Annotated in this window: 23 protein-coding genes; 10 read left to right on the top strand and 13 right to left on the bottom strand. The window is 69.5% G+C overall.

Going from position 1 to position 17673, the window contains the following annotated elements:
• The first annotated feature begins 17 nt into the window (after positions 1–17).
• A complete protein-coding gene (locus KF892_10450) occupies positions 18–941 on the top strand; it encodes a LysR family transcriptional regulator (protein ID MBX3625422.1) in 924 nt (307 codons plus the stop codon).
• Here KF892_10450 and KF892_10445 read toward each other — a convergent pair.
• The gene (locus KF892_10445) at positions 938–1834 is read right to left on the bottom strand and encodes a LysR family transcriptional regulator (protein ID MBX3625421.1); all 897 of its coding nucleotides are present in this window, start codon (positions 1832–1834) and stop codon (positions 938–940) included. The two genes, KF892_10450 and KF892_10445, sit on opposite strands and share 4 nt — an antisense overlap.
• Before the next feature lie 98 nt (positions 1835–1932).
• On the opposite strand from KF892_10445, the gene KF892_10440 reads away from it, so the two are divergent.
• The 8 genes from KF892_10440 (at position 1933) to tcuB (ending at position 8627) form a co-directional block, all read left to right on the top strand.
• Positions 1933–2802, top strand: a complete 870-nt coding sequence (locus KF892_10440; GenBank protein ID MBX3625420.1) for an isocitrate lyase/phosphoenolpyruvate mutase family protein — start codon at positions 1933–1935, stop codon at positions 2800–2802.
• Positions 2799–3380, top strand: coding sequence for a flavin reductase family protein (locus tag KF892_10435; GenBank protein ID MBX3625419.1), 582 nt, complete (start codon positions 2799–2801; stop codon positions 3378–3380). The genes KF892_10440 and KF892_10435 overlap by 4 nt, the downstream gene beginning before the upstream one ends.
• 81 nt (positions 3381–3461) lie before the next feature.
• Positions 3462–4145 (top strand): glutathione S-transferase family protein, encoded by a 684-nt coding sequence (locus KF892_10430; GenBank protein MBX3625418.1) that lies wholly within the window; start codon positions 3462–3464, stop codon positions 4143–4145.
• Between the two features lies 1 nt (position 4146).
• Positions 4147–4497, top strand: coding sequence for a winged helix-turn-helix transcriptional regulator (locus KF892_10425; GenBank protein ID MBX3625417.1), 351 nt, complete (start codon positions 4147–4149; stop codon positions 4495–4497).
• Positions 4494–4943 carry an SRPBCC family protein gene (locus KF892_10420; protein MBX3625416.1) on the top strand — a complete coding sequence of 150 codons (450 nt, stop codon included), beginning with the start codon at positions 4494–4496 and terminating at the stop codon, positions 4941–4943. The genes KF892_10425 and KF892_10420 overlap by 4 nt, the downstream gene beginning before the upstream one ends.
• A 32-nt stretch (positions 4944–4975) precedes the next feature.
• A complete protein-coding gene (locus KF892_10415; protein ID MBX3625415.1) occupies positions 4976–5965 on the top strand; it encodes a tripartite tricarboxylate transporter substrate binding protein in 990 nt (329 codons plus the stop codon).
• Positions 5966–6065: 100 nt separating this feature from the next.
• Positions 6066–7466 (top strand): FAD-dependent tricarballylate dehydrogenase TcuA, encoded by a 1401-nt coding sequence (gene tcuA, locus KF892_10410; protein MBX3625414.1) that lies wholly within the window; start codon positions 6066–6068, stop codon positions 7464–7466.
• A gap of 36 nt (positions 7467–7502) precedes the next feature.
• A complete protein-coding gene (gene tcuB / locus KF892_10405; protein MBX3625413.1) occupies positions 7503–8627 on the top strand; it encodes a tricarballylate utilization 4Fe-4S protein TcuB in 1125 nt (374 codons plus the stop codon).
• A gap of 3 nt (positions 8628–8630) precedes the next feature.
• On the opposite strand, the gene KF892_10400 is transcribed toward tcuB, so the two are convergent.
• From KF892_10400 to KF892_10375, 6 genes are all read right to left on the bottom strand, one after another.
• Positions 8631–9761: a GGDEF domain-containing protein gene (locus KF892_10400; GenBank protein ID MBX3625412.1), complete on the bottom strand. Its 1131-nt coding sequence runs from the start codon at positions 9759–9761 to the stop codon at positions 8631–8633.
• 122 nt (positions 9762–9883) lie between these two features.
• Positions 9884–10219, bottom strand: coding sequence for a hypothetical protein (locus KF892_10395; protein MBX3625411.1), 336 nt, complete (start codon positions 10217–10219; stop codon positions 9884–9886).
• A complete protein-coding gene (locus tag KF892_10390; protein ID MBX3625410.1) occupies positions 10216–10584 on the bottom strand; it encodes a hypothetical protein in 369 nt (122 codons plus the stop codon). Before KF892_10390 ends, KF892_10395 begins: the two co-directional genes overlap by 4 nt.
• Before the next feature lie 143 nt (positions 10585–10727).
• Complete coding sequence (locus KF892_10385) at positions 10728–11387, bottom strand: hypothetical protein (protein MBX3625409.1); 660 nt, start codon at positions 11385–11387, stop codon at positions 10728–10730.
• A 68-nt stretch (positions 11388–11455) separates the two neighbouring features.
• Entirely contained in the window at positions 11456–11998 is a 543-nt protein-coding gene (locus KF892_10380) for a hypothetical protein (GenBank protein ID MBX3625408.1), read from the bottom strand.
• 223 nt (positions 11999–12221) lie between these two features.
• Complete coding sequence (locus KF892_10375) at positions 12222–12614, bottom strand: MAPEG family protein (protein ID MBX3625407.1); 393 nt, start codon at positions 12612–12614, stop codon at positions 12222–12224.
• A gap of 78 nt (positions 12615–12692) precedes the next feature.
• On the opposite strand from KF892_10375, the gene KF892_10370 reads away from it, so the two are divergent.
• Positions 12693–12959, top strand: coding sequence for a hypothetical protein (locus KF892_10370; protein MBX3625406.1), 267 nt, complete (start codon positions 12693–12695; stop codon positions 12957–12959).
• Positions 12960–12980: 21 nt separating this feature from the next.
• Here KF892_10370 and KF892_10365 read toward each other — a convergent pair whose 3' ends face one another.
• Genes KF892_10365 through KF892_10340 form a run of 6 tightly spaced genes read right to left on the bottom strand, consistent with a single transcriptional unit; the run spans position 12981 to position 17598 of the window.
• Positions 12981–13589 (bottom strand): hypothetical protein, encoded by a 609-nt coding sequence (locus tag KF892_10365; GenBank protein MBX3625405.1) that lies wholly within the window; start codon positions 13587–13589, stop codon positions 12981–12983.
• The gene (locus tag KF892_10360; protein MBX3625404.1) at positions 13586–14386 is read right to left on the bottom strand and encodes an N-acyl homoserine lactonase family protein; all 801 of its coding nucleotides are present in this window, start codon (positions 14384–14386) and stop codon (positions 13586–13588) included. Before KF892_10360 ends, KF892_10365 begins: the two co-directional genes overlap by 4 nt.
• 13 nt (positions 14387–14399) lie before the next feature.
• A complete protein-coding gene (locus KF892_10355) occupies positions 14400–15107 on the bottom strand; it encodes an ABC transporter ATP-binding protein (GenBank protein ID MBX3625403.1) in 708 nt (235 codons plus the stop codon).
• Positions 15100–15900: an ABC transporter ATP-binding protein gene (locus tag KF892_10350; GenBank protein MBX3625402.1), complete on the bottom strand. Its 801-nt coding sequence runs from the start codon at positions 15898–15900 to the stop codon at positions 15100–15102. Before KF892_10350 ends, KF892_10355 begins: the two co-directional genes overlap by 8 nt.
• Positions 15863–16735, bottom strand: a complete 873-nt coding sequence (locus tag KF892_10345; GenBank protein ID MBX3625401.1) for a branched-chain amino acid ABC transporter permease — start codon at positions 16733–16735, stop codon at positions 15863–15865. Before KF892_10345 ends, KF892_10350 begins: the two co-directional genes overlap by 38 nt.
• Entirely contained in the window at positions 16732–17598 is an 867-nt protein-coding gene (locus KF892_10340) for a branched-chain amino acid ABC transporter permease (GenBank protein ID MBX3625400.1), read from the bottom strand. The genes KF892_10345 and KF892_10340 overlap by 4 nt, the downstream gene beginning before the upstream one ends.
• Positions 17599–17673 lie beyond the last annotated feature (75 nt).

Genomic DNA, 17673 nt, shown 5'->3' with positions numbered 1-17673 from the left:
ATGCGAACATGCCGCCCATGGAACTGCGGCAACTGCGCTACTACATCCGCGTCGTCGAACTGGGCAGCATGGGCCGTGCGGCGGCCGACCTCGGCGTCGTCACCTCGGCCCTCAGCCAGCAGATCAGCCGGCTGGAAGGTGAGCTCGCCACGCGGCTCCTGCAACGCAGCCCGACGGGCGTGACGCCCACCGATGCGGGCCTCGCCTTCTGGCGGCAGGCGCAGCTGGCGGTGCGCCATGCCGACGAGGCGGCGCTGGCCGCGCGGCAGCAGCGCCTCGCCGGGCAGGTGAGCGTGGGCCTGGCGCCGTCGACCGCGTCGGTGCTGGCGCTGCCGCTGATGCAGGCGATGCGCGAGCGCTACCCCGAGATCCGCTTGCACCTGGTCGAGAGCCTCTCGGGCAACCTGTCGGCCATGCTCACCGCCCGCCAGCTCGACCTCGCGGTGCTCTTCGAGACGGAGGCGACACCACGCTTCAGCGTGGCGCCCCTGCTCGACGAAGGCCTGTACCTGATCGGCGCGAAATCGTTGCCCGGCATGCCGCGTGGCAAGCAGGTGCGCCTGAAAGACATCGCCAGCCTGCCGCTCGTGATGCCGAGCGGCACGCACGGCCTGCGCGCCGTGGTGGAGCAGGCCTTCGCGCGTGCGAAGTGCAAGCCGCGCATCGTGGCCGACATCGACGGCCTGGCGATCCTGATGGACGCGGTGCGCACCGGCTGGGCCGCCACCGTGCAGCCGGGCGCGGCCACCGCCCGCGTGCCGCAGGAGGCCCTGCAGGTGCTGAAGATCGCCGACGCCGGGGCGCAGCGCCGCAGCCTGCTCGCCAGCCTGTCGGACGAAGAACTCTCGCCCGCGGCGCTCGCCGCGCGGGGGGTGGTGGGTGACGTGGTGCGCACCCTCGTCGATGCCGGGCAGTGGGCCGGTGCGAGGCTGCGCGCCTAGCGACCCCGCCGCGTCAACTCGCGCAGCACCGCCTGCGCGCCGCCGCTCAGGTAGCCGCCTTGGCGCGTGACGAGCACCACCGGCACGCTCACGTCGAGGCCATCGACCTTCAGCACGGCGAGTTCGCCCTTCGCCAGCTCCTCGGTGACGGCGCTCGCCTGGAGGAGTGCAAGGCCGAAGCCGGCCTGCACCATGCGCTTCTGCGCGGTGAGGCTGTCGATGGCGATCCAGTCGAGCGCCTCGATGCCGCGGGTGGTGAACTGGGCGAACACGGTCGTGGCAAACGCCTCCGAGCGCCGCTCGGGCGCGGGGAACGCGAGCCAGCGCTCCTTCGCCAGGAGCGTGAGCGACTTCACCCGCTTGCCGGCGAGCGGGTGCGAGGGTGAGCACACGACCACCAGGCGCTCGGTGTGCACCACGCGGCTTTCCAGGTCGGCACCCGGGTCGTCGAAATAGCGCAGGCCGATCGACGCGGCGCCCGAGCGCACCTGTGCACTCACCTCGGCGCTGGTGGCCGTCTGCAGGCGCAGGTCCAGGCCGGGCTGACGCGCCCTCGCGCGCTGCAGCGCTGCGGCAAGCGACGCGTCGGCCAGCGTGCCCACGGTCACCACCTGCACCGTGCCGCCCCGGCCCGAGCGCGCCGCTTCGGCCGCGGCCTCGGCGTCGCCGATGGCTGCGCCCACCCGCTCGGCGTAGGGCAGCAGCGCGGCGCCAACCTCGCTCAGCACCAGCCCGCGGCCGATGCGCTCGAAGAGTGGGGCGCCCACCTCCTGCTCCAGCAGGGCGAGACGGCGGCTGATCGCCGACTGCGTGCGCGACAGCGCCTCGGCCGCGGCCGACACCCCGCCGCGCCGATGCACCGTGAGAAACGTGGCCAGGGCGTCGGAATCCATGAATGCAAGTTTTCGATGATTTGGAGAAATATTATGCGTTTGACGCACAGATGCGCCAGGCCGACGATCGCGCCATCCCATCACAACAGGAGCCCGCCATGACCCGACCCGAGCCCGGCCTCGCCTTCCTCGACCTGCACCGCGCCGAACGCGGCTTCGTCATGCCCAACGCGTGGGACGCCGGCACCGCCGTGCTGCTGGCCGAGGCCGGCTTCGCCGCCATCGGCACCACCAGCGCCGGCATTGCGTTCTCGCTCGGCAAGCCTGACTTCAACGTGCGCAACGCAAGCCTCGCCGTCACCCGCGACGAAACGCTCGATGCCGTGCGCCACATCGCCGCCGCAATCCCGCTGCCGGTCAACGCCGACCTCGAAGCCGGCTACGGCGACACGCCCGAGCAGGTGGCCGAGTCGGTGCGCCTCGCCATCGCCACCGGCGCGGCCGGCTGCAACATCGAAGACACCGACCGCGTCACCGGCCAGCTCTTCGACGAGGCCGAGGCCGTGGCGCGCATCGCGGCGGCCCACGCGGCGGTGCGCGCTTCCGGAAAAGCCTTCGTGCTGAACGCCCGCACCGATGTGTTCCAGCACGGGGGCGACAAAGGCCTGCACCAGGCCATCGAACGCGGCAACCGCTTCCTCGCGGCCGGTGCCGACTGTGTGTTCACCCCCGGCGTGGCCGATGCCGAACGCGCCCGCACGCTGGTGCGCGAACTCACGGGCCCGCTCAACCTCGTGGTGGGGCTCAACGAGTCGGCCTCCAGCGCCAAGGCCTTGATCGACGTGGGCGTGAAGCGCATCAGCGTGGGCGGCTCCATCGCACGCGCGGCCCTCGGCCTCGTGCGGCGGGCGGCCCTCGAGCTGCGCGAGCAGGGCACCGTGGGCTATGCCGACGGGCAGGTGCCGCAGGGCGAGCTGAATGCCCTCTTCGAGCGTGCGTGGGCGCAGCGGCCTAGACTCGTCGGATGAGACAAACCGTCGAGTTGCACCACGCCTCCCGCCTCATCAACCACGGCCCCACCGTGCTCGTGGGCAGCGCCCACGGCGGGCGGCGCAACCTGATGGCCGCGGCGTGGTCGATGCCGGTGGAGTTCACGCCGCCGCGCATCGCCATCGTCATCGACAAGAAGACCTACACCCGTGAGCTGATCGCGGCGAGCGGTGCGTTCAGCGTGAGCCTGCCGGGGCGTGCATTGTTGAACGAGACCTACGCCGTCGGCACCGTCTCGGGCCGTGAGGTAAGCGACAAGTTCGAGCACTACGGCATCGCGAGCTTCAACGGCCCCGTGCTCGGCCTGCCGCTCGCGGCCGACGCGGTCGCCTGGATGGAATGCCGCCTCATCCCCGAGGCGCACACCGAAGACGCCTACGACACCTGCTCCGCCGAAGTGGTGTGGGCCGCGGCCGATGCGCGGGTCTTCGACCGGGGCCGCTGGTCGTTCCGCGACGACAACACCGAGCTGCACACGCTGCATCACCTGGGCGGCGGAAATTTCGCATGGCCGCAGCGCAGCGAGCAGGCCCTGCCGCTCACTCCAAAAACTTAGCCGAGGTGGAAACCGTCTTGCGCCATTCCACCAAGGCCTCTATAGTTTCCGAATCAGGAAAGTTTCAAGAGGTCTCATCGAATGGCGCTCACGCTGCACTACCACCCGCTCTCGTCGTATTGCCACAAGTTGCTGATCGCCCTCGACGAGCTGGGCATCGAGGCCGACAGGCGCCTGGTCAACCTCGGTGACCCGGCCGAGCGCGCCGCCTTCGTCGCGCTCTGGCCCACCGGCAAGATGCCGCTGCTCGTCGACGACGGCCGCGTGGTGCCCGAGACCAGCATCGCCATCGAGTACCTGCAGCGCCATGCGCAGCCCGGGCGCCGACTCATCCCCGACGAGGCCGACGCCGCGCTCGACGTGCGCCTCTGGGACCGCCTCTTCGACCTCTACGTGATGACGCCCATGCAGGCCCACACCAGCGACCTGCTGCGCCCCGAGGCCGATCGCGACCCGATCCACGTGGCCGAGGCGAAGGCCAAGCTGCTGATGGCCTATGGCCTGATCGACCGCCAGCTCGCCGGCCGCACCTGGGTGACGGGCGAGGCCTTCACGATGGCCGACTGCGCCGCCGCACCCTCGCTCTTCTACGCCGTGACCTACGTCGCGCCGCCGCCCGAGCACCGCCACCTGGCCCACTATGTCGAGCGCCTGATGGCACGCCCGTCGGTCGCGCGCACCATCGAGCAGGCGAAGCCCTTCTTCAAGTACTACCCGGGCCGCGCCGGCCTGGCCAAACGCTTCTACGACCCGGCCACCGCCTGAGATGACGCGCGCCATCACCGACCCCGCGCGGCTCGACCGCATGTTCTTCGCGCTGGCCGACGCCAGCCGCCGCGGCATGCTCGAGCGCCTGAGCCGCGGGCCCGCTTCGGTGTCGGAGCTGGCCGAGCCGCTCGGCCTCGCCTTGCCTTCGGTGGTGAAGCATCTCGCGGTGCTGGAGCGCGGCGGCTTCGTCGCGTCTGAAAAGACCGGCCGCGTGCGCACCTACGCCATCGAGCCCAAGGCGCTCGACGCGATGGAGGCCTGGGTCGCCAAGCGCAAGGTGCAGCTCAACGCCCAGTTCGACCGGCTCGAGGCCTACCTCGCCGCGCAGAAGGAGAAAGGCAAACGATGAAGCACACGCCCGCGACCCACACCGACTTCATCATCGAACGCGAATTCGCCGCCACGCCCGAGGCGGTGTTCCGCGCCTGGGCCGACCCCGAGCTGAAGCGCGCCTGGTCCGATTGCCACACCGAGCACACCACCGCCTACAGCCTCGACTTCCGCCCGCTCGGCCGCGAGCACCACGAGGTGCGCCACCCCGACGGCCGCCTGCAGGTCATCGACAAGGTGTTCTTCGACATCACCGAGCCCCGCCGCATCGTCTTCACCTACGACATCAGCGTCGACGCGCGCCGGCTCTCGGTGTCGCTGGTCACGGTGGAGTTCTCGCCGGTCAAGCGCGGCACCCGCATGGTCTACACCGAGCAACTGGCCTACCTCGATGGCCATGAAGACCGCGCCCAGCGCCTGCGCGGCACCGAAGAAGGCCTGGATCGACTTGGTCAGGTGCTCTGAGCCAGGAGAAGAGAATTGCCCATCTCCGACGCATGAAAACCCCCGCCTCTCCCATGACGCGCCGCCACGCCCTGGCGCTCCTCGGTGCCGCCGCGGCGCTGCCCGGCTTCGTGCGCGCGCAGGCGAGGTTTCCCGACAAGCCCATCACGCTCATCGTGCCCTTCGCCCCCGGTGGCATTGCCGACATCACCGCACGTGCCGTGGCCGAGTCGATGGCCTTGCAACTCGGGCAGCCGGTGGTCGTCGACAACCGGCCGAGCGCCGGCAGCATCGTGGCCAGCCAGGCGGTGGCGTCGGCCCGGCCCGACGGGCACACGCTCTTGCTCATGAGCAACGGCAACGCGGTGAGCGTGGGCCTCTTCAAGAAGCTGCCCTACGACACGAAGAAGAGCTTCGCCGGCATCAGCACGCTCGGCTACTTCGACCTCGGCCTCTTCGTGACGGCGGGCTCGCGCTTCGCGTCGCTCCAGGACGTGCTCACCTTCGCGCGGGCCCACAAGGGCCGGCTCAATGTGGGCACCATCACGCCCGGCAGCACGCAGCACCTTGCGGCCAAGATGTTCGAGACGGTGGCCGGGCTCGAACTCACGCTCGTGCCCTACAAGGGCAGCCCCGCGGTGCTGGCGGCGCTGCGCGGCGGCGAGATCGACCTCGCCTTCGAGATCCTCGGGCCGATGCTGCCGCAGGTGCAGGCCGGGCTGGTGAAGGCGCTGGCCGTCTCGTCCGACCGGCGCAACCCGGCGCTGCCCGAGGTGCCCACCGCCATCGAGGCCGGCGTGCCCGGCTACAACGTGGCCTCGTGGAATGCCCTGGCCGCGCCCGCCGGCACGCCCGCGCCGGTGATCGCGGTGCTGAACCGCGCCGCACGCGAAGCCGTGGCCTCGCCCGCGGTGCGTGACAAGCTGGCGCGCCTCGGCATGCGCGTGGCCGCCAGCTCGCCGGCCGAGCTGGAGGCCTTGCTGGCCCGCGAGATCGACCGCTGGGGCGCGGTGATCCGCGCGGCCCGGATCGAAGCGGAGTGAGCCCACGGCCTCCTCGCCGCAGGCCTTCACGAACGCTGAAGAGGGCTTGCCCCCGGTCCGTCTAGCGCAAGCCTGCCGGGCCACCTAGAGTGCGGCCGATATGGTTGATGTGCTTGTGATCGGCGGCGGCAACGCCGCACTGTGCGCCGCGCTGATGGCGCGCGAGGCCGGTGCCTCGGTGCTGATGCTCGAAGCCGCGCCGCGCGAATGGCGCGGCGGCAACTCGCCGCACGTGCGCAACCTGCGCTGCATGCACGATGCCCCGCAAGATGTGCTGGTCGACGCCTACCCCGAAGAGGAGTTCTGGCAAGACCTGCTCAAGGTGACGGGCGGCAAGACCGACGAGCACCTCGCGCGCCTCGTGATCCGCGCCTCGTCGACCTGCCGCGACTGGATGCGCTCGCACGGCGTGCACTTCCAGCCCTCGCTCTCGGGCGCGCTGCACACCGCGCGCACCAACGCCTTCTTCATGGGTGGCGGCAAGGCGCTCGTCAACGCCTACTACCGCAGCGCCGAGCGGCTGGGCGTGCAGGTGCGCTACGAGACGCCGGTCGACCGCCTCGAGCTGGAAGACGGCCGCTTCGTCGCTGCGCACTCGGGTGAGCGCCGCTTCGCAGCCAAGGCCTGCGTGCTCGCGGCGGGCGGCTTCGAGTCCAACCGCGAATGGCTGCGCGAGGCCTGGGGCCAGAACGCACGCGGCGAGTGGCCGGCCGACAACTTCCTCATCCGCGGCTCGCGCTTCAACCGCGGCGTGCTGCTCAAGCACCTGATCGACAGCGGCGCCGATGCCATCGGCGACCCGACCCAGGCGCACATGGTCGCCATCGATGCGCGTGCGCCGCTCTACGACGGCGGCATCTGCACCCGCATCGACTGTGTCTCGCTCGGCGTGGTGGTCAACCGCGAAGCCAAACGCTTCTACGACGAAGGCGAAGATTTCTGGCCCAAGCGCTACGCGATCTGGGGCCGGCTCGTGGCGCAGCAGCCGGGGCAGATCGCCTGGTCGATCATCGATGCGAAGGCGGTGGGGCGTTTCATGCCGCCGGTCTTTCCCGGCACGCAGGCCGACACGCTGCCCGAGCTTGCCCGCCAGCTCGGGCTCGACGAGGCCACCTTCATGCAGACGCTCGAGGCCTACAACGCCGCCTGCCGCCCCGGCCATTTCGACCACACCGTGCTCGACGACTGCGCGACCACGGGCCTCACGCCGCCCAAGACGCACTGGGCGCTGCCGCTCACCACGCCGCCCTTCTATGGCTACGCGCTCAAGCCCGGCGTGACCTTCACTTACCTCGGCTTGAAGACCAACGAACACGCCGCGGTGCACTTCAACGGCGTGCCGAGCGACAACCTCTTCGTGGCGGGCGAGATGATGGCCGGCAACGTGCTCGGCCAGGGCTACACCGCGGGCGTGGGCATGAGCATCGGCACGGCGTTCGGGCGCATCGCCGGCACCAGCGCCGCCAAGGCGGCGACCGATGCCGCCCTCCGTTCGGGCTGAGCTTGTCGAAGCCAGCATGAAGCACAGGCCCCCACCATGACGCGTCATCCCATCGTTCCCATCCTCAGCACCTCGCAGGCCGAGGTCGAGCGTGTGCTGACCATCTGCAACGCCTGCCGCTACTGCGAAGGCTTCTGCGCCGTCTTCCCTGCGATGACGCGCCGGCTGGCCTTTCCGGCGGCCGATGTCGACTACCTCGCGAACCTCTGCCACAACTGCGGCGCCTGCCTGCACGCCTGCCAGTACGCGCCGCCGCATGAGTTCGCGGTCAACGTGCCGCAGGCGATGGCGCGCGTGCGCGGCGAGACCTATGCCGACCACGCATGGCCGCCTGCGCTGGGGGCGCTCTACCAGCGCAACGGGCTGGTGCTGTCGCTCGCGCTCGCGGCCGGGCTCGCGCTCTTCCTGGTGCTCGCCGTGATGCGGCAGGGCAGCCTGTGGCAGCGTGTGGACGGTGGCAACTTCTACGCCGTGTTTCCTCACGGGCTGATGGTGGGCCTCTTCGCGCCGGTGTTCCTGTTCGTCGTCTTCGCGCTGGCGATGGCGGTGCGGCATTTCTGGCGCGGCATCTCGCCCGGTGCCGCGTCGGCGCCGGCGGTGGGCGAAGCGGCGCACGATGCGCTGCGCCTGAAGCACCTCGGTGGCGGCCACGGCGAAGGCTGCAATGAGAGCGACGACCGCTACACACTCGCGCGCCGCCGCTTCCACCACGCCACCTTCTACGGCTTCATGCTGTGCTTCGCCGCCACCTGCGTGGCGACCCTCTACCACTACGCCTTCGGCTGGCCCGCGCCGTATGCCTTCACCAGCCTGCCCAAGCTGCTCGGCGCCACCGGGGGCGTGTCGCTGGTGATCGGCGCCGTGGGCCTCGGTTGGCTGAACCTGAAGCGGCACCCTGCGCAGGGCGATGTGGCCCAGCGCCCGATGGATCGCGGCTTCATCGCACTGCTCTTCCTCACCGCCGCCAGCGGCCTCGTGCTGATGCTCGTGCGCGCGACGCCGGCGCTGCCGCTCGCACTCTGCGTGCACCTCGGGGCCGTGATGGCGCTCTTTCTCACGCTGCCCTACGGAAAGTTTGCACACGGTGTGTTCCGGGTCGCGGCCTTGCTCAAGTGGGCGATCGAAAAGCGCCAGCCCAACGTGCTGGGCCTGGGTGAATAGGCCTTAACCGGCCTGCACGCGGTTGCGCCCGGCGCGCTTGGCCGCATAGAGCGCGCCATCGGCCCGCGCGAGCAGCTGCGCGATGGTCTCGCCTGGCCGGTGGGTGGCCACCCCGGCCGACACCGTGAGCTTGAGAGTGGGGGCCACCTCGTGCCAGGGTTGTTGCTCGGTCAGCGTGCGCATGCGGTCGGCCACCTGCAGCGCCGCTTGCGGCTGGTGCTGGTCAGGCATCAGCAGCAGGAACTCCTCGCCGCCATAGCGCGCAAAACGATCGGCCGCCCGCGTGGTGGCCTGCATCGCCGCGGCGTAGCGGCGCAGCACCTCGTCACCTGCGCCGTGGCCCAGGGTGTCGTTGACCTGCTTGAAGTGGTCGATGTCGAAGAGCGCCACGCTGAAGGCCTGCCCGCTGCGCTCGGCGCGCTGCAACTCGCTTGCCAGCAGCTCCATCGCGGCGCGGCGGTTGAGCAGTCCCGTCAGCTCGTCGTGGGTGGCGATGGCTTCCAGCTTCTGCAGCGCATCGGCCAGCGCGGCGCTCTTGCGGGCGAGCGCGTTGCGCAGCTGGGTGCCCCGCACGCTGAGCGTGGCCACGCGGCCGAGCAGCATGGTGACCCAGATGGCGCTCAAGGTGGCCTCGCCGGCGGTCTGCATTGGCAGCGTGAGGGCCGCACCGTGCCACAGCATCAAGGCCGCACTGGCGGCGCCGAGCAGCAGGCACAGCGGGGCCAGCAGGCGCATCGGCAGGATGAGCGCCGTCATCGCGACGGTGGGGATCAGCGTCATCAGCATCAGCAAGCCCACCTGCGGCACGGCATGGGCCATCGTGAGCAACTGCACCGAGACGAGCGGCGTGATCGCGAGCGTGAGCATCAGCCCGCGCCAGCGGTGCTGCCAGCCGCGCACGATGCCCAGGCGATAGAGGCCGAAGATGCTGCCGCCGGCCAGGGCAAAGAGCAGCACCGCCAGCGGTGGCACGTGGCCGAGGGCGGCATAGCCCGACAGCAGCAGCGTGTCGGCCGTGATGAAGCCGAGCACACCCCAGGCCGCCTGGCGGTGCCGCTGCGTCGCGGTGTCGCGTGCATCGCGCTGCCAGCCGTCGCTGGACGGGGCATCGGGGGCAGGTGGGGCGAGGCTCATGCGAGGACTGGGCACGCAGAGGCCCCCACTCAGACAGCTCACAGAGCGGGGGCATACGTGGGAGTGTCATCGGCAGGCGCCGGCCGATCCTGAGCACCGGCCGCGCGCCTGCGTGACACAGGTCACGCCGCGTGTCGCCCTGTGCGCAGGTGGTACACGCCGAGCCACAGCAGCGCCAGCACCGACAGGCCCGCCAGCGCACCGCCGCCGTAAAGCCGCAGGTTGGCGTCTTGCCGCGCCTGCGCCAGCAGGGCCGGGTCGTCGCGCCCGAGCACCACGTAACCCAGCGTCAGCAGCGTGGCCACGAACGAGAGCGATGGGTCGCTCTTCCCGGGTGACACGAGGTGCCGCTCGGCGCTGTCGATCGCCTTGTGCAGCATGTGCCCCTCGGCGGCCAGCTGGCCGCCCCACAGCGCGCCGAAGGTGCACGCGATGGCGAGCGCCTGGTAGAGCTTCATGCGCCGGCCCCCTTGGTGCCCACCCACAGGGCCGCGACAAAGACCCCCGGCACGATGAGCGCGCCCACCACCGAGATCAGCACGCCCCTCACGAAGGTCGTGCCCAGCACGAAGCGGTTGGTCAGGCCCGAGATCAGCAGCACCAGCGCGAGCGACAGCAGCCCTTGCAGCGCGCCGAAAAAGGCCCACGTCAGCCCGCCCCCCAGGATGCCCGCCAGACCGCCGCCGAGGGTGCCGGCGACGAACACCGCGACGATGCACGACACCCAGTCGCTGCGCTCCGCGCCAAACCAGCTGGCCGCGAGCTTGAACGGGAAGATGACCAAGAAGACGAAGACGACGACCGCGATCACGATGCTGCCCACTGTGGTTCCCTCCGAGTGCTGCGGCGGCAGGTGGACTCACCGGCGTCGTCGCGCGGCGCGATTGTTGGCACAACGGGTGTCACCGCGGGGGCGGCTTGTCTCATGGGGGCGACACCCATTGGGGTGTGCCGTCACGCGCCGGTTCAGTCCGGGTTGTTCTGCCGCAAGGGCGAGAAGCGCTCGTCGCGGCTCGTGAGGAAGGGCAGCGTGCGGCTGGCCGTGAGCCACGACACGCCGAAGGCCACCAGGCCGAGCGCTTCGCCGTAGAACACGAAACGGTTGTGCACGTGCGCCGTCATGCCGCCCTGCGTGAAGGTCTCGATGGCGAGCGAGCCGATCGACAGCAGCATCGCGATGCCGCAGGCCGCATAGATCCAAGAGCGGCGCTTGGCCTGCGCGTACCCCTTGGCCCGCGCCCGCTGGAAGAAGCCCCAGCACAGGTACGCGAGGATCAGGAACAGCACGATCGCCGCGCCGCCATGCAGGCCCTTGATGATCTCGTCGCGGTTTTCACACCGGCAGGGAAACATGGCGATGATGACGCCGCACAGCGCCGCCACCTTGCACAGCACCATCTCCACCTTGGTGTAGCCGTTGTAGGCCAGCATCAAGGCCGAGATGGCGAAGAGGAAGCCCACGAACACGACCATCGACCAGCCGCCTTCGTAGTACGCCGCGCTGATGGAGGTGAGCGTGGTCGTGGCGAAGGCGCTCGTCAGCCACGACAGGGTGATCGCGATGACGCCCACGAGCAGCTTGATGGTGCGGTGGTCGATCTCGTGGTGTTGGGATTGGGCGGGCATGGGGTGGTCTTGTCGTCGCCGAAGGTGAACCGGGGTGGACTTTACCCACGCCGCGGCGCTTCGCGCACTCACGGCACGTGGCTCAGCAGCCTGTCGACGTCGAGGTTGCCCTGTTCCTTCAGGTACTTCTTGGTGGCGCCGGTGATGGCCTTCGACAAGATGAACTGCTGGATCTTCGACTTGACGAACTGGTCGACCAAGGACTTGATCGTGGGGCCACCGAGGGCCAGCATGATGCCGTCCACGAACACGCCCGATGCGCAGGCCATGGCGTGCCTGACGAGGTCTCGTTTCACCAGTTGCTGGATGTCGGTCATGTCGCCGTCGCCGGCCCCCAGGAACTCGACATCTCCGGCGGCTTCCTTGATCAGCAGCGTGTGGGGGGAGCCGGCGGCTGAAAGATCGATCGGCAAGCGAGCGAGGATCTCTTCCTTGAGCGAGGTCTCGCCGCTGAAGTCGAAATCCTTCGCCCCGTAGAACGGGAAATAGCCGATCGGCGCATCGTGGGTGCGAAACGCAATGCCGAGCGCGACGCTTCTTCCGTTGTAGGTGCCTTTGATCACCTTGAAAAGAATGTCGGCGTCACCGGATCTGTATTGCTTCAGTGCCATCTGGTGGGCTCCTTGGTCGGGCTCCGTTGTTGGGCGGAGTTTGCGCTTGCCGGCTCGGCAGCGCGACATCAAAGAGGATGAGGCGGGGTCCCCCCGCTCCCTTGCATCTGACCGGCGCGACAGCCTTTCCAGCAGGCACGACCACGCCCAGCTTGGTGCACGTGGGCTTGCCGGGCCATCGACCCAGAGTTGCGCATGGGCAGGTCTCCGCTGGCCGCCCGATTCAAGGAAGCGTCAGCAGTGCCGCAGCCATCACGCCGAGCCCCACGATCCCGATGGCCCACACGGCCGTGCGCACCCCTTGGATGCCGAGGTAGTAGATCGGCAGGTACACCACCCGTGCCCAGAAGAAGATCTGTGCGCCGAGCAGCACCTGCGCGTTGGCGGGCGCCGCGGCCAGTGCGGCGACGGCCAGGGCGGTGAAGAGGATGAAGTTCTCCTTCGTGTTCTGGGCTGCCCGGTCGGCCCGCGCCGCCAGCGGTGAGGGCTCAGGCAGGTGGTCGCGGTTGCTGAGGGCGAGCTTCATGTCGCCCTTCGAGCGCAGCATGCTGGCCACGAGGATGGCCAGCCAGGTCAGCACGGTCATGGCGACGACGAGGGTGAGCAGTCGGGTCACGCGGGGCTCCTTGGTGGTGTCGAATGAGGCTGGCATCATGGCCGAGCCTCCCCTCCACCCACTTCTCGGTTTCCCTGCATGAAGACACTGATGTTCTACGAGCTGGCCGCCGACGGCTTCGCGAAGGCGCCTGTCTACTACAACGCCCACGTGGCGCGGCTGAAGGAGTTCCATGGCCGCGGCGTGCTGCTGATGGCCGGGCCTTACGGCAGCCCGCCGGTGGGCGCGCTCGGCGTCTTCACCTCGCGTGAAGCGGCGGAAGAATTCTCGAAAGAAGACCCGTTCGTGCTGAACGGCGTCGTGAGCCGGGTGACCTTGCAGGACTGGAACGAAGCGCTCGCCTGAGCGCTCGTCCGTTCGTCGGACTCAGAAGCGCCCGTTGTTGGCGCCGATGCACGAAGACAACAGCTCCCGCGCCAGCGCCTCTTCTTCCGCGCGGCTCGTGGCGGCGAACATCTCGTCGATGAACGCGCCGACCTGGCCGGCGGGGAGAGGCGTCTTCGCCTGCCGCATTCGGGTCTTGAGGGCTTCCACCGGCTGCTTGACGTCCTTGGCTTGCTGCACGTCGATGGCGAAGAGCGCGTTGCCAAGGCAGTGGCGCGTCAGGCGACTCAAGGGCTCGCTCGTCGGCAGCGACACCTGCTGCAGGCAGGCATCGAACTTGGCCTGGGCGACCGCCTGGGGCGAGCGGGTCTGCGTCCACAGCTCGATCTCTTTCTGGAGCTGAAGCTTGACGCTCTCGTCCTGCACGTCGGCGAGCTGCGCTCGTGCTGCCTCGGCGTCCGGTGTCTTCGCCACCTGGATCGCCCGATAGATGTAGAGCTTGCGCAGGCCGGCGTCGGCGCAGTCTCTGAGCGGGTTGGCCGTCGCGCTTTCCAGAAGGCTTTGGAATCCGTTCAGGTCGGCCGGGCCCAGCTGCCCGAAGCTGAGGTGGGGCAGCAGCATGGCGAGGGTGAGCAAGAGAAGTTTCTTCATGGGAGGTCGGTCGTGAGCGGTTGTCGATGCAGCAGCGCAATGCCGACGGGATCGGTGGCGACGCGAGGGTAGCGCCGCAGGACCTCAGGGTCGTGCCCTGGCACCAGGCGGTCGACCGAGCCGGCCAGCGCCATCAGGCGGCGGTGGCCTTCGAGCATGTCGGCCACGTTGAAGACGATCGGGAAGGGCCGCAGGCCCTCGATGTTTTCGTAGTAGTGGCTGGCGTCGGAGGCGAGCACCACCCAGCCACGCTCGGTGTGCACGCGCACCGCCTGCAAGCCCTTGGTGTGCCCGCCGACGAGCAGCAGCTCGACACCCGGCGCCACCGCGCTGTCACCGGCGTGGAAGCTCACGCGCTCGGCGTAGACCTTGCGCACGAGCTCCACCACGTCGTCGACCGCATAGGCGTGGCGCATCGTGGCGTGGCACATGCAGCGGCCGGTGGCGTAGTCGACCTCGCCGTCCTGCACGTGGAAGCGCGCCTGCGGCAGCAGCGGCAGGTTGCCGGCATGGTCGTAGTGCAGGTGGGTGAGGATCACGTCGCCGATGTCGGCCGGGTCCACGCCCAGCGTGCGGCAGGCCTCGATGGGGCAGCGCAGCCACTGGCGGTTGCGCTTCACGCCGGTGGCCTGGCTGAAGCCGGTGTCGACGAGGATGTTTCTCGTCTGGCCCTTCAGCAGCCAGACGAAGAAATCCATCGGCATCGGGCCGTCGTGATCGTCGGCCGGCAGGAAGTTGTCACGCCGCCGGCGCGGCATGCTGGCGTACTTGATCGCGTAGACCTCGTAGGTGTCCATGGGCGTGTGCGTGTCAGAGACCGAGGTACGCAGTCTGCACGAACGGGTCGGCCAGCAGCTCGGCACCCGCGCCGGAGCGGATCAACTGGCCCTGCTCGTAGACGTGGCCCTGGTGCGCGAGGCGCAGCGCCATGCGCGCGTTCTGCTCGACGAGGATCACCGCGAGTTTCGCCTCCTGGTTGATGCGCTGGATGGCGCCCGCGATCTCGGCCACGACCTTCGGCGCGAGGCCGAGCGAAGGCTCGTCGAGCATCAGCACCTGCGGCTCGGCCATCATCGCGCGGCCGATGGCGACCATCTGCTGCTCGCCGCCCGAGAGCGAGCCGGCCAGTTGATGCCGACGCTCGGCCACGCGGGGGAAGAGCGCGTGCACCCGCTCCAGGCTGCGGCGCACGCTGGCGCGCGAGCGCACGCTGTGCGCACCCACGAGCAGGTTGTCGTGCACCGTCATGCGGGGGAAGAGGCGGCGGCCTTCGGGCGACAAGGCGAGGCCCTTGGCCACACGCTGGTCGGCCGGGAGCGTGTCGAGCGTCTCACCGTTCCAGCGCAGGTGGCCACGCGCCAGCGGCAGCATGCCCATCAGTGCCTTGAGCGTGGTGCTCTTGCCGGCGCCGTTGGCGCCGACGAGCGCCACGATCTGGCCGGGCTCGACGGTGAACGACACATCGCGCACCGCTTCGAGCGCACCGTAGCGCACGGCGATGCCTTGCACTTCAAGCATGGAATTCCTCCGGTGCGCCAAGGTAGGCCTCGATCACCTGCGGGTTGTCGCGCACGGCTTGCGGGGTGCCTTCCGCGATCTTCTGGCCTTGCACCAGCACGACGATGTGCTCGCACAGGCCCATCACGAGGGCCATGTGGTGCTCGACCAGCAGCAAGGTGAGCTGGCGCTGCTGGCGCAGCGAACGCAGCAGCTCGCCGAAGGCGGCCGACTCTTCCGGGTTGAGGCCGGCGGCGGGCTCGTCGAGCAGCAGCATCTCGGGTTGCGTCGCCAGGCCAATGGCCACGCCCAGGCGCTTCTGGTGACCGTAGGAGAGGTTGCCGGCCAGGGCGTCGCGCTGCGCTGCCAGGCCCAGCAGGGTGAGCACCTCGTCGACCTGCTCATTGAGTTTCGCGAGTGCGGCGCGCGTGGCGTGGCCGGCGAAGAGCTGGTTGGGCAAGGACGTGCCGAGCCGCGCCAGCGCGCCGCGGTACACGTTCTGCGCGACGGTGGCCTGGGGGTAGATCGAGGTGGCCTGGAAGGTGCGCGCGAGGCCGAGCTTCACCACGCGGCTGGGCGGGCCGCCGGTGATGTCGTGCCCCTTGAAGCGCACCGTGCCCGCGCTTGGGGGCAGCGTGCCGCTGATGAGGTTGAAGGCGGTGGTCTTCCCGGCGCCGTTGGGCCCGATCAGGCCGACGATCTGCCCGGGTTGCACCGAGAAGCTCAAGTCCTTCAGCGCGGCGAGGCCACCGAAGGTCTTGGAGAGGCCTTGGACGTCAAGCACGCTGCTCCTCCCCCTTGAAGAGGCGCCCAGCCAGCGAGGCCAGCCCGCCCGGCAGGAAATGCAGGATGAGGATCAGCGCCGCGCCGTAGAAGATGTGCTGCGTCTGCACCGCGCCGCGCAGCAGCTCGGGCAGCGGCGTGAGGATGGCCGCGCCGATGAGCGGCCCCCACACGCTCTGCCGCCCGCCGATCACCAGCATCACGATCACGTTGATCGAGAGCGCCGTGTTGAAGGACTCGGGCGACACGAAACCCACGTAGTGCGCGAGCAGCACGCCGCCCAGGCCGGCGATGGCGCAGCCGATCACGAAGGCCTGCAGCTGGATGCTGTGCACGTTCAAGCCGCTGGCTTCGGCCAGCGCGGGGTTCTCGGCCACGGCGTCGCAGGCGTGGCCGGTGGGTGTGGTGGCCAGGCGCTTGAGGAAGAAGACGCTGGCCGCGGCGAAGGCCAGCGCGAGCACGAGGAAGCGCAACTTCGTGTCGAACGCAAAGCCGAAGAGCGTGACGGGCGGGATGCCGGCGATGCCGTTGGCGCCGCCGGTGAGCGTGGCCCAGTCCAGCAACGCGAGGCGCACCAGCTCCGCGAACGCGAAGGTGACGAGCACGAAGTACACGCCGCGCAACCGGAGGATCACCCAGCCCAGCACGAAGGCGACGAGCGCAGCGCACGCGATGCCGCCCAGCGCCGAGAGCCAGAACGGCCAGCCGGCCTTCATGTTCGCGAGCACCGCCGCGTAGGCCGCGATGCCGACGAAGGCGCCATGCCCGAGCGAGAGCTGCCCGGTGCGGCTCACGAGCGCGAGGCCGCTCACGATGACGACGTTGAGGCACACCAGCACCAGCAGGTGCACATGGAAGTCGGTCATTCGGGCCGCCCGAGGAGGCCGCTCGGTCGCACGACGAGCATGCCGATGACGAGCGCGAAGATGAGGATGTCGGCCGTGCTCGTGCTGAGGAAGGTGCCGGCCACGCTCTCGGTGATGCCGAGCAGCAGGCTCGCGAGCGCCGCGCCCGGAATGCTGCCGAGCCCACCGAGGATCACCACGATGAAGGCCTTCAGCATCGGCCCCGCGCCGATGAAGGGCGACACCGAGAAGAGCGGCGCCATCAGCCCCCCGGCCACCGCCGCGAGCCCCACGCCGAGGCCGAAGCCCAGCGGGTAGATGAGCTTCGCCTTGATGCCCTGGATCTGCGCGATCTCGATGTCTTGCACCACCGCCCGCAGTGCACGGCCGGTGCGCGAGGTGCGCAGGAAGAGCCACATCGCGAGCAGCACCGCCGCCGAGCACAGCACCACGTAGACGCGCGAGTTGGGAACCAGCAGGTCGCCCATGCGCAGCACGCCGGTGGCCACGCTCGGCATGCTCTGCGGGTCGGGCCCGAAGAGCATCAGCGCGCCGTTCTGCAGGATCATCGCGAGGCCGATGGTGGCGATCATCCCGTTCAGCTCGTCATGGCGGAAGGGCTTGAGCACCGCCCACTCGATGACCCAGCCGATGATGACGGCGACCACGAAGGTGAGCGCCACGCTCGGCAGGAAGGGCAGCTCGAAGCGCGTGACGCAGAGGAAGGTGACGAAGGCGCCCAGCATGTAGAACTCGGCATGCGCGAAGTTCACGATGCGCATCACGCCGAAGACGAGCGTGAAGCCCACCGCCATCAGCAGGTAGAGCAGGCCGACGACCAGGCCGTTGACGACGGCCTGGCCGATGAGGAGGGAGAGATCCATGTTGCGTCGGGGGTCAGGGATCGCCAACCGTTCGCACTGAGCTTGTCGAAGTGCAGCGCAGGGCTTCGACAGGCT

It is taken from the genome of Rhizobacter sp. (assembly GCA_019635355.1).
Lineage (GTDB): Bacteria > Pseudomonadota > Gammaproteobacteria > Burkholderiales > Burkholderiaceae_C > Rhizobacter.
This window is presented reverse-complemented; position numbering and strand designations above follow the sequence as displayed.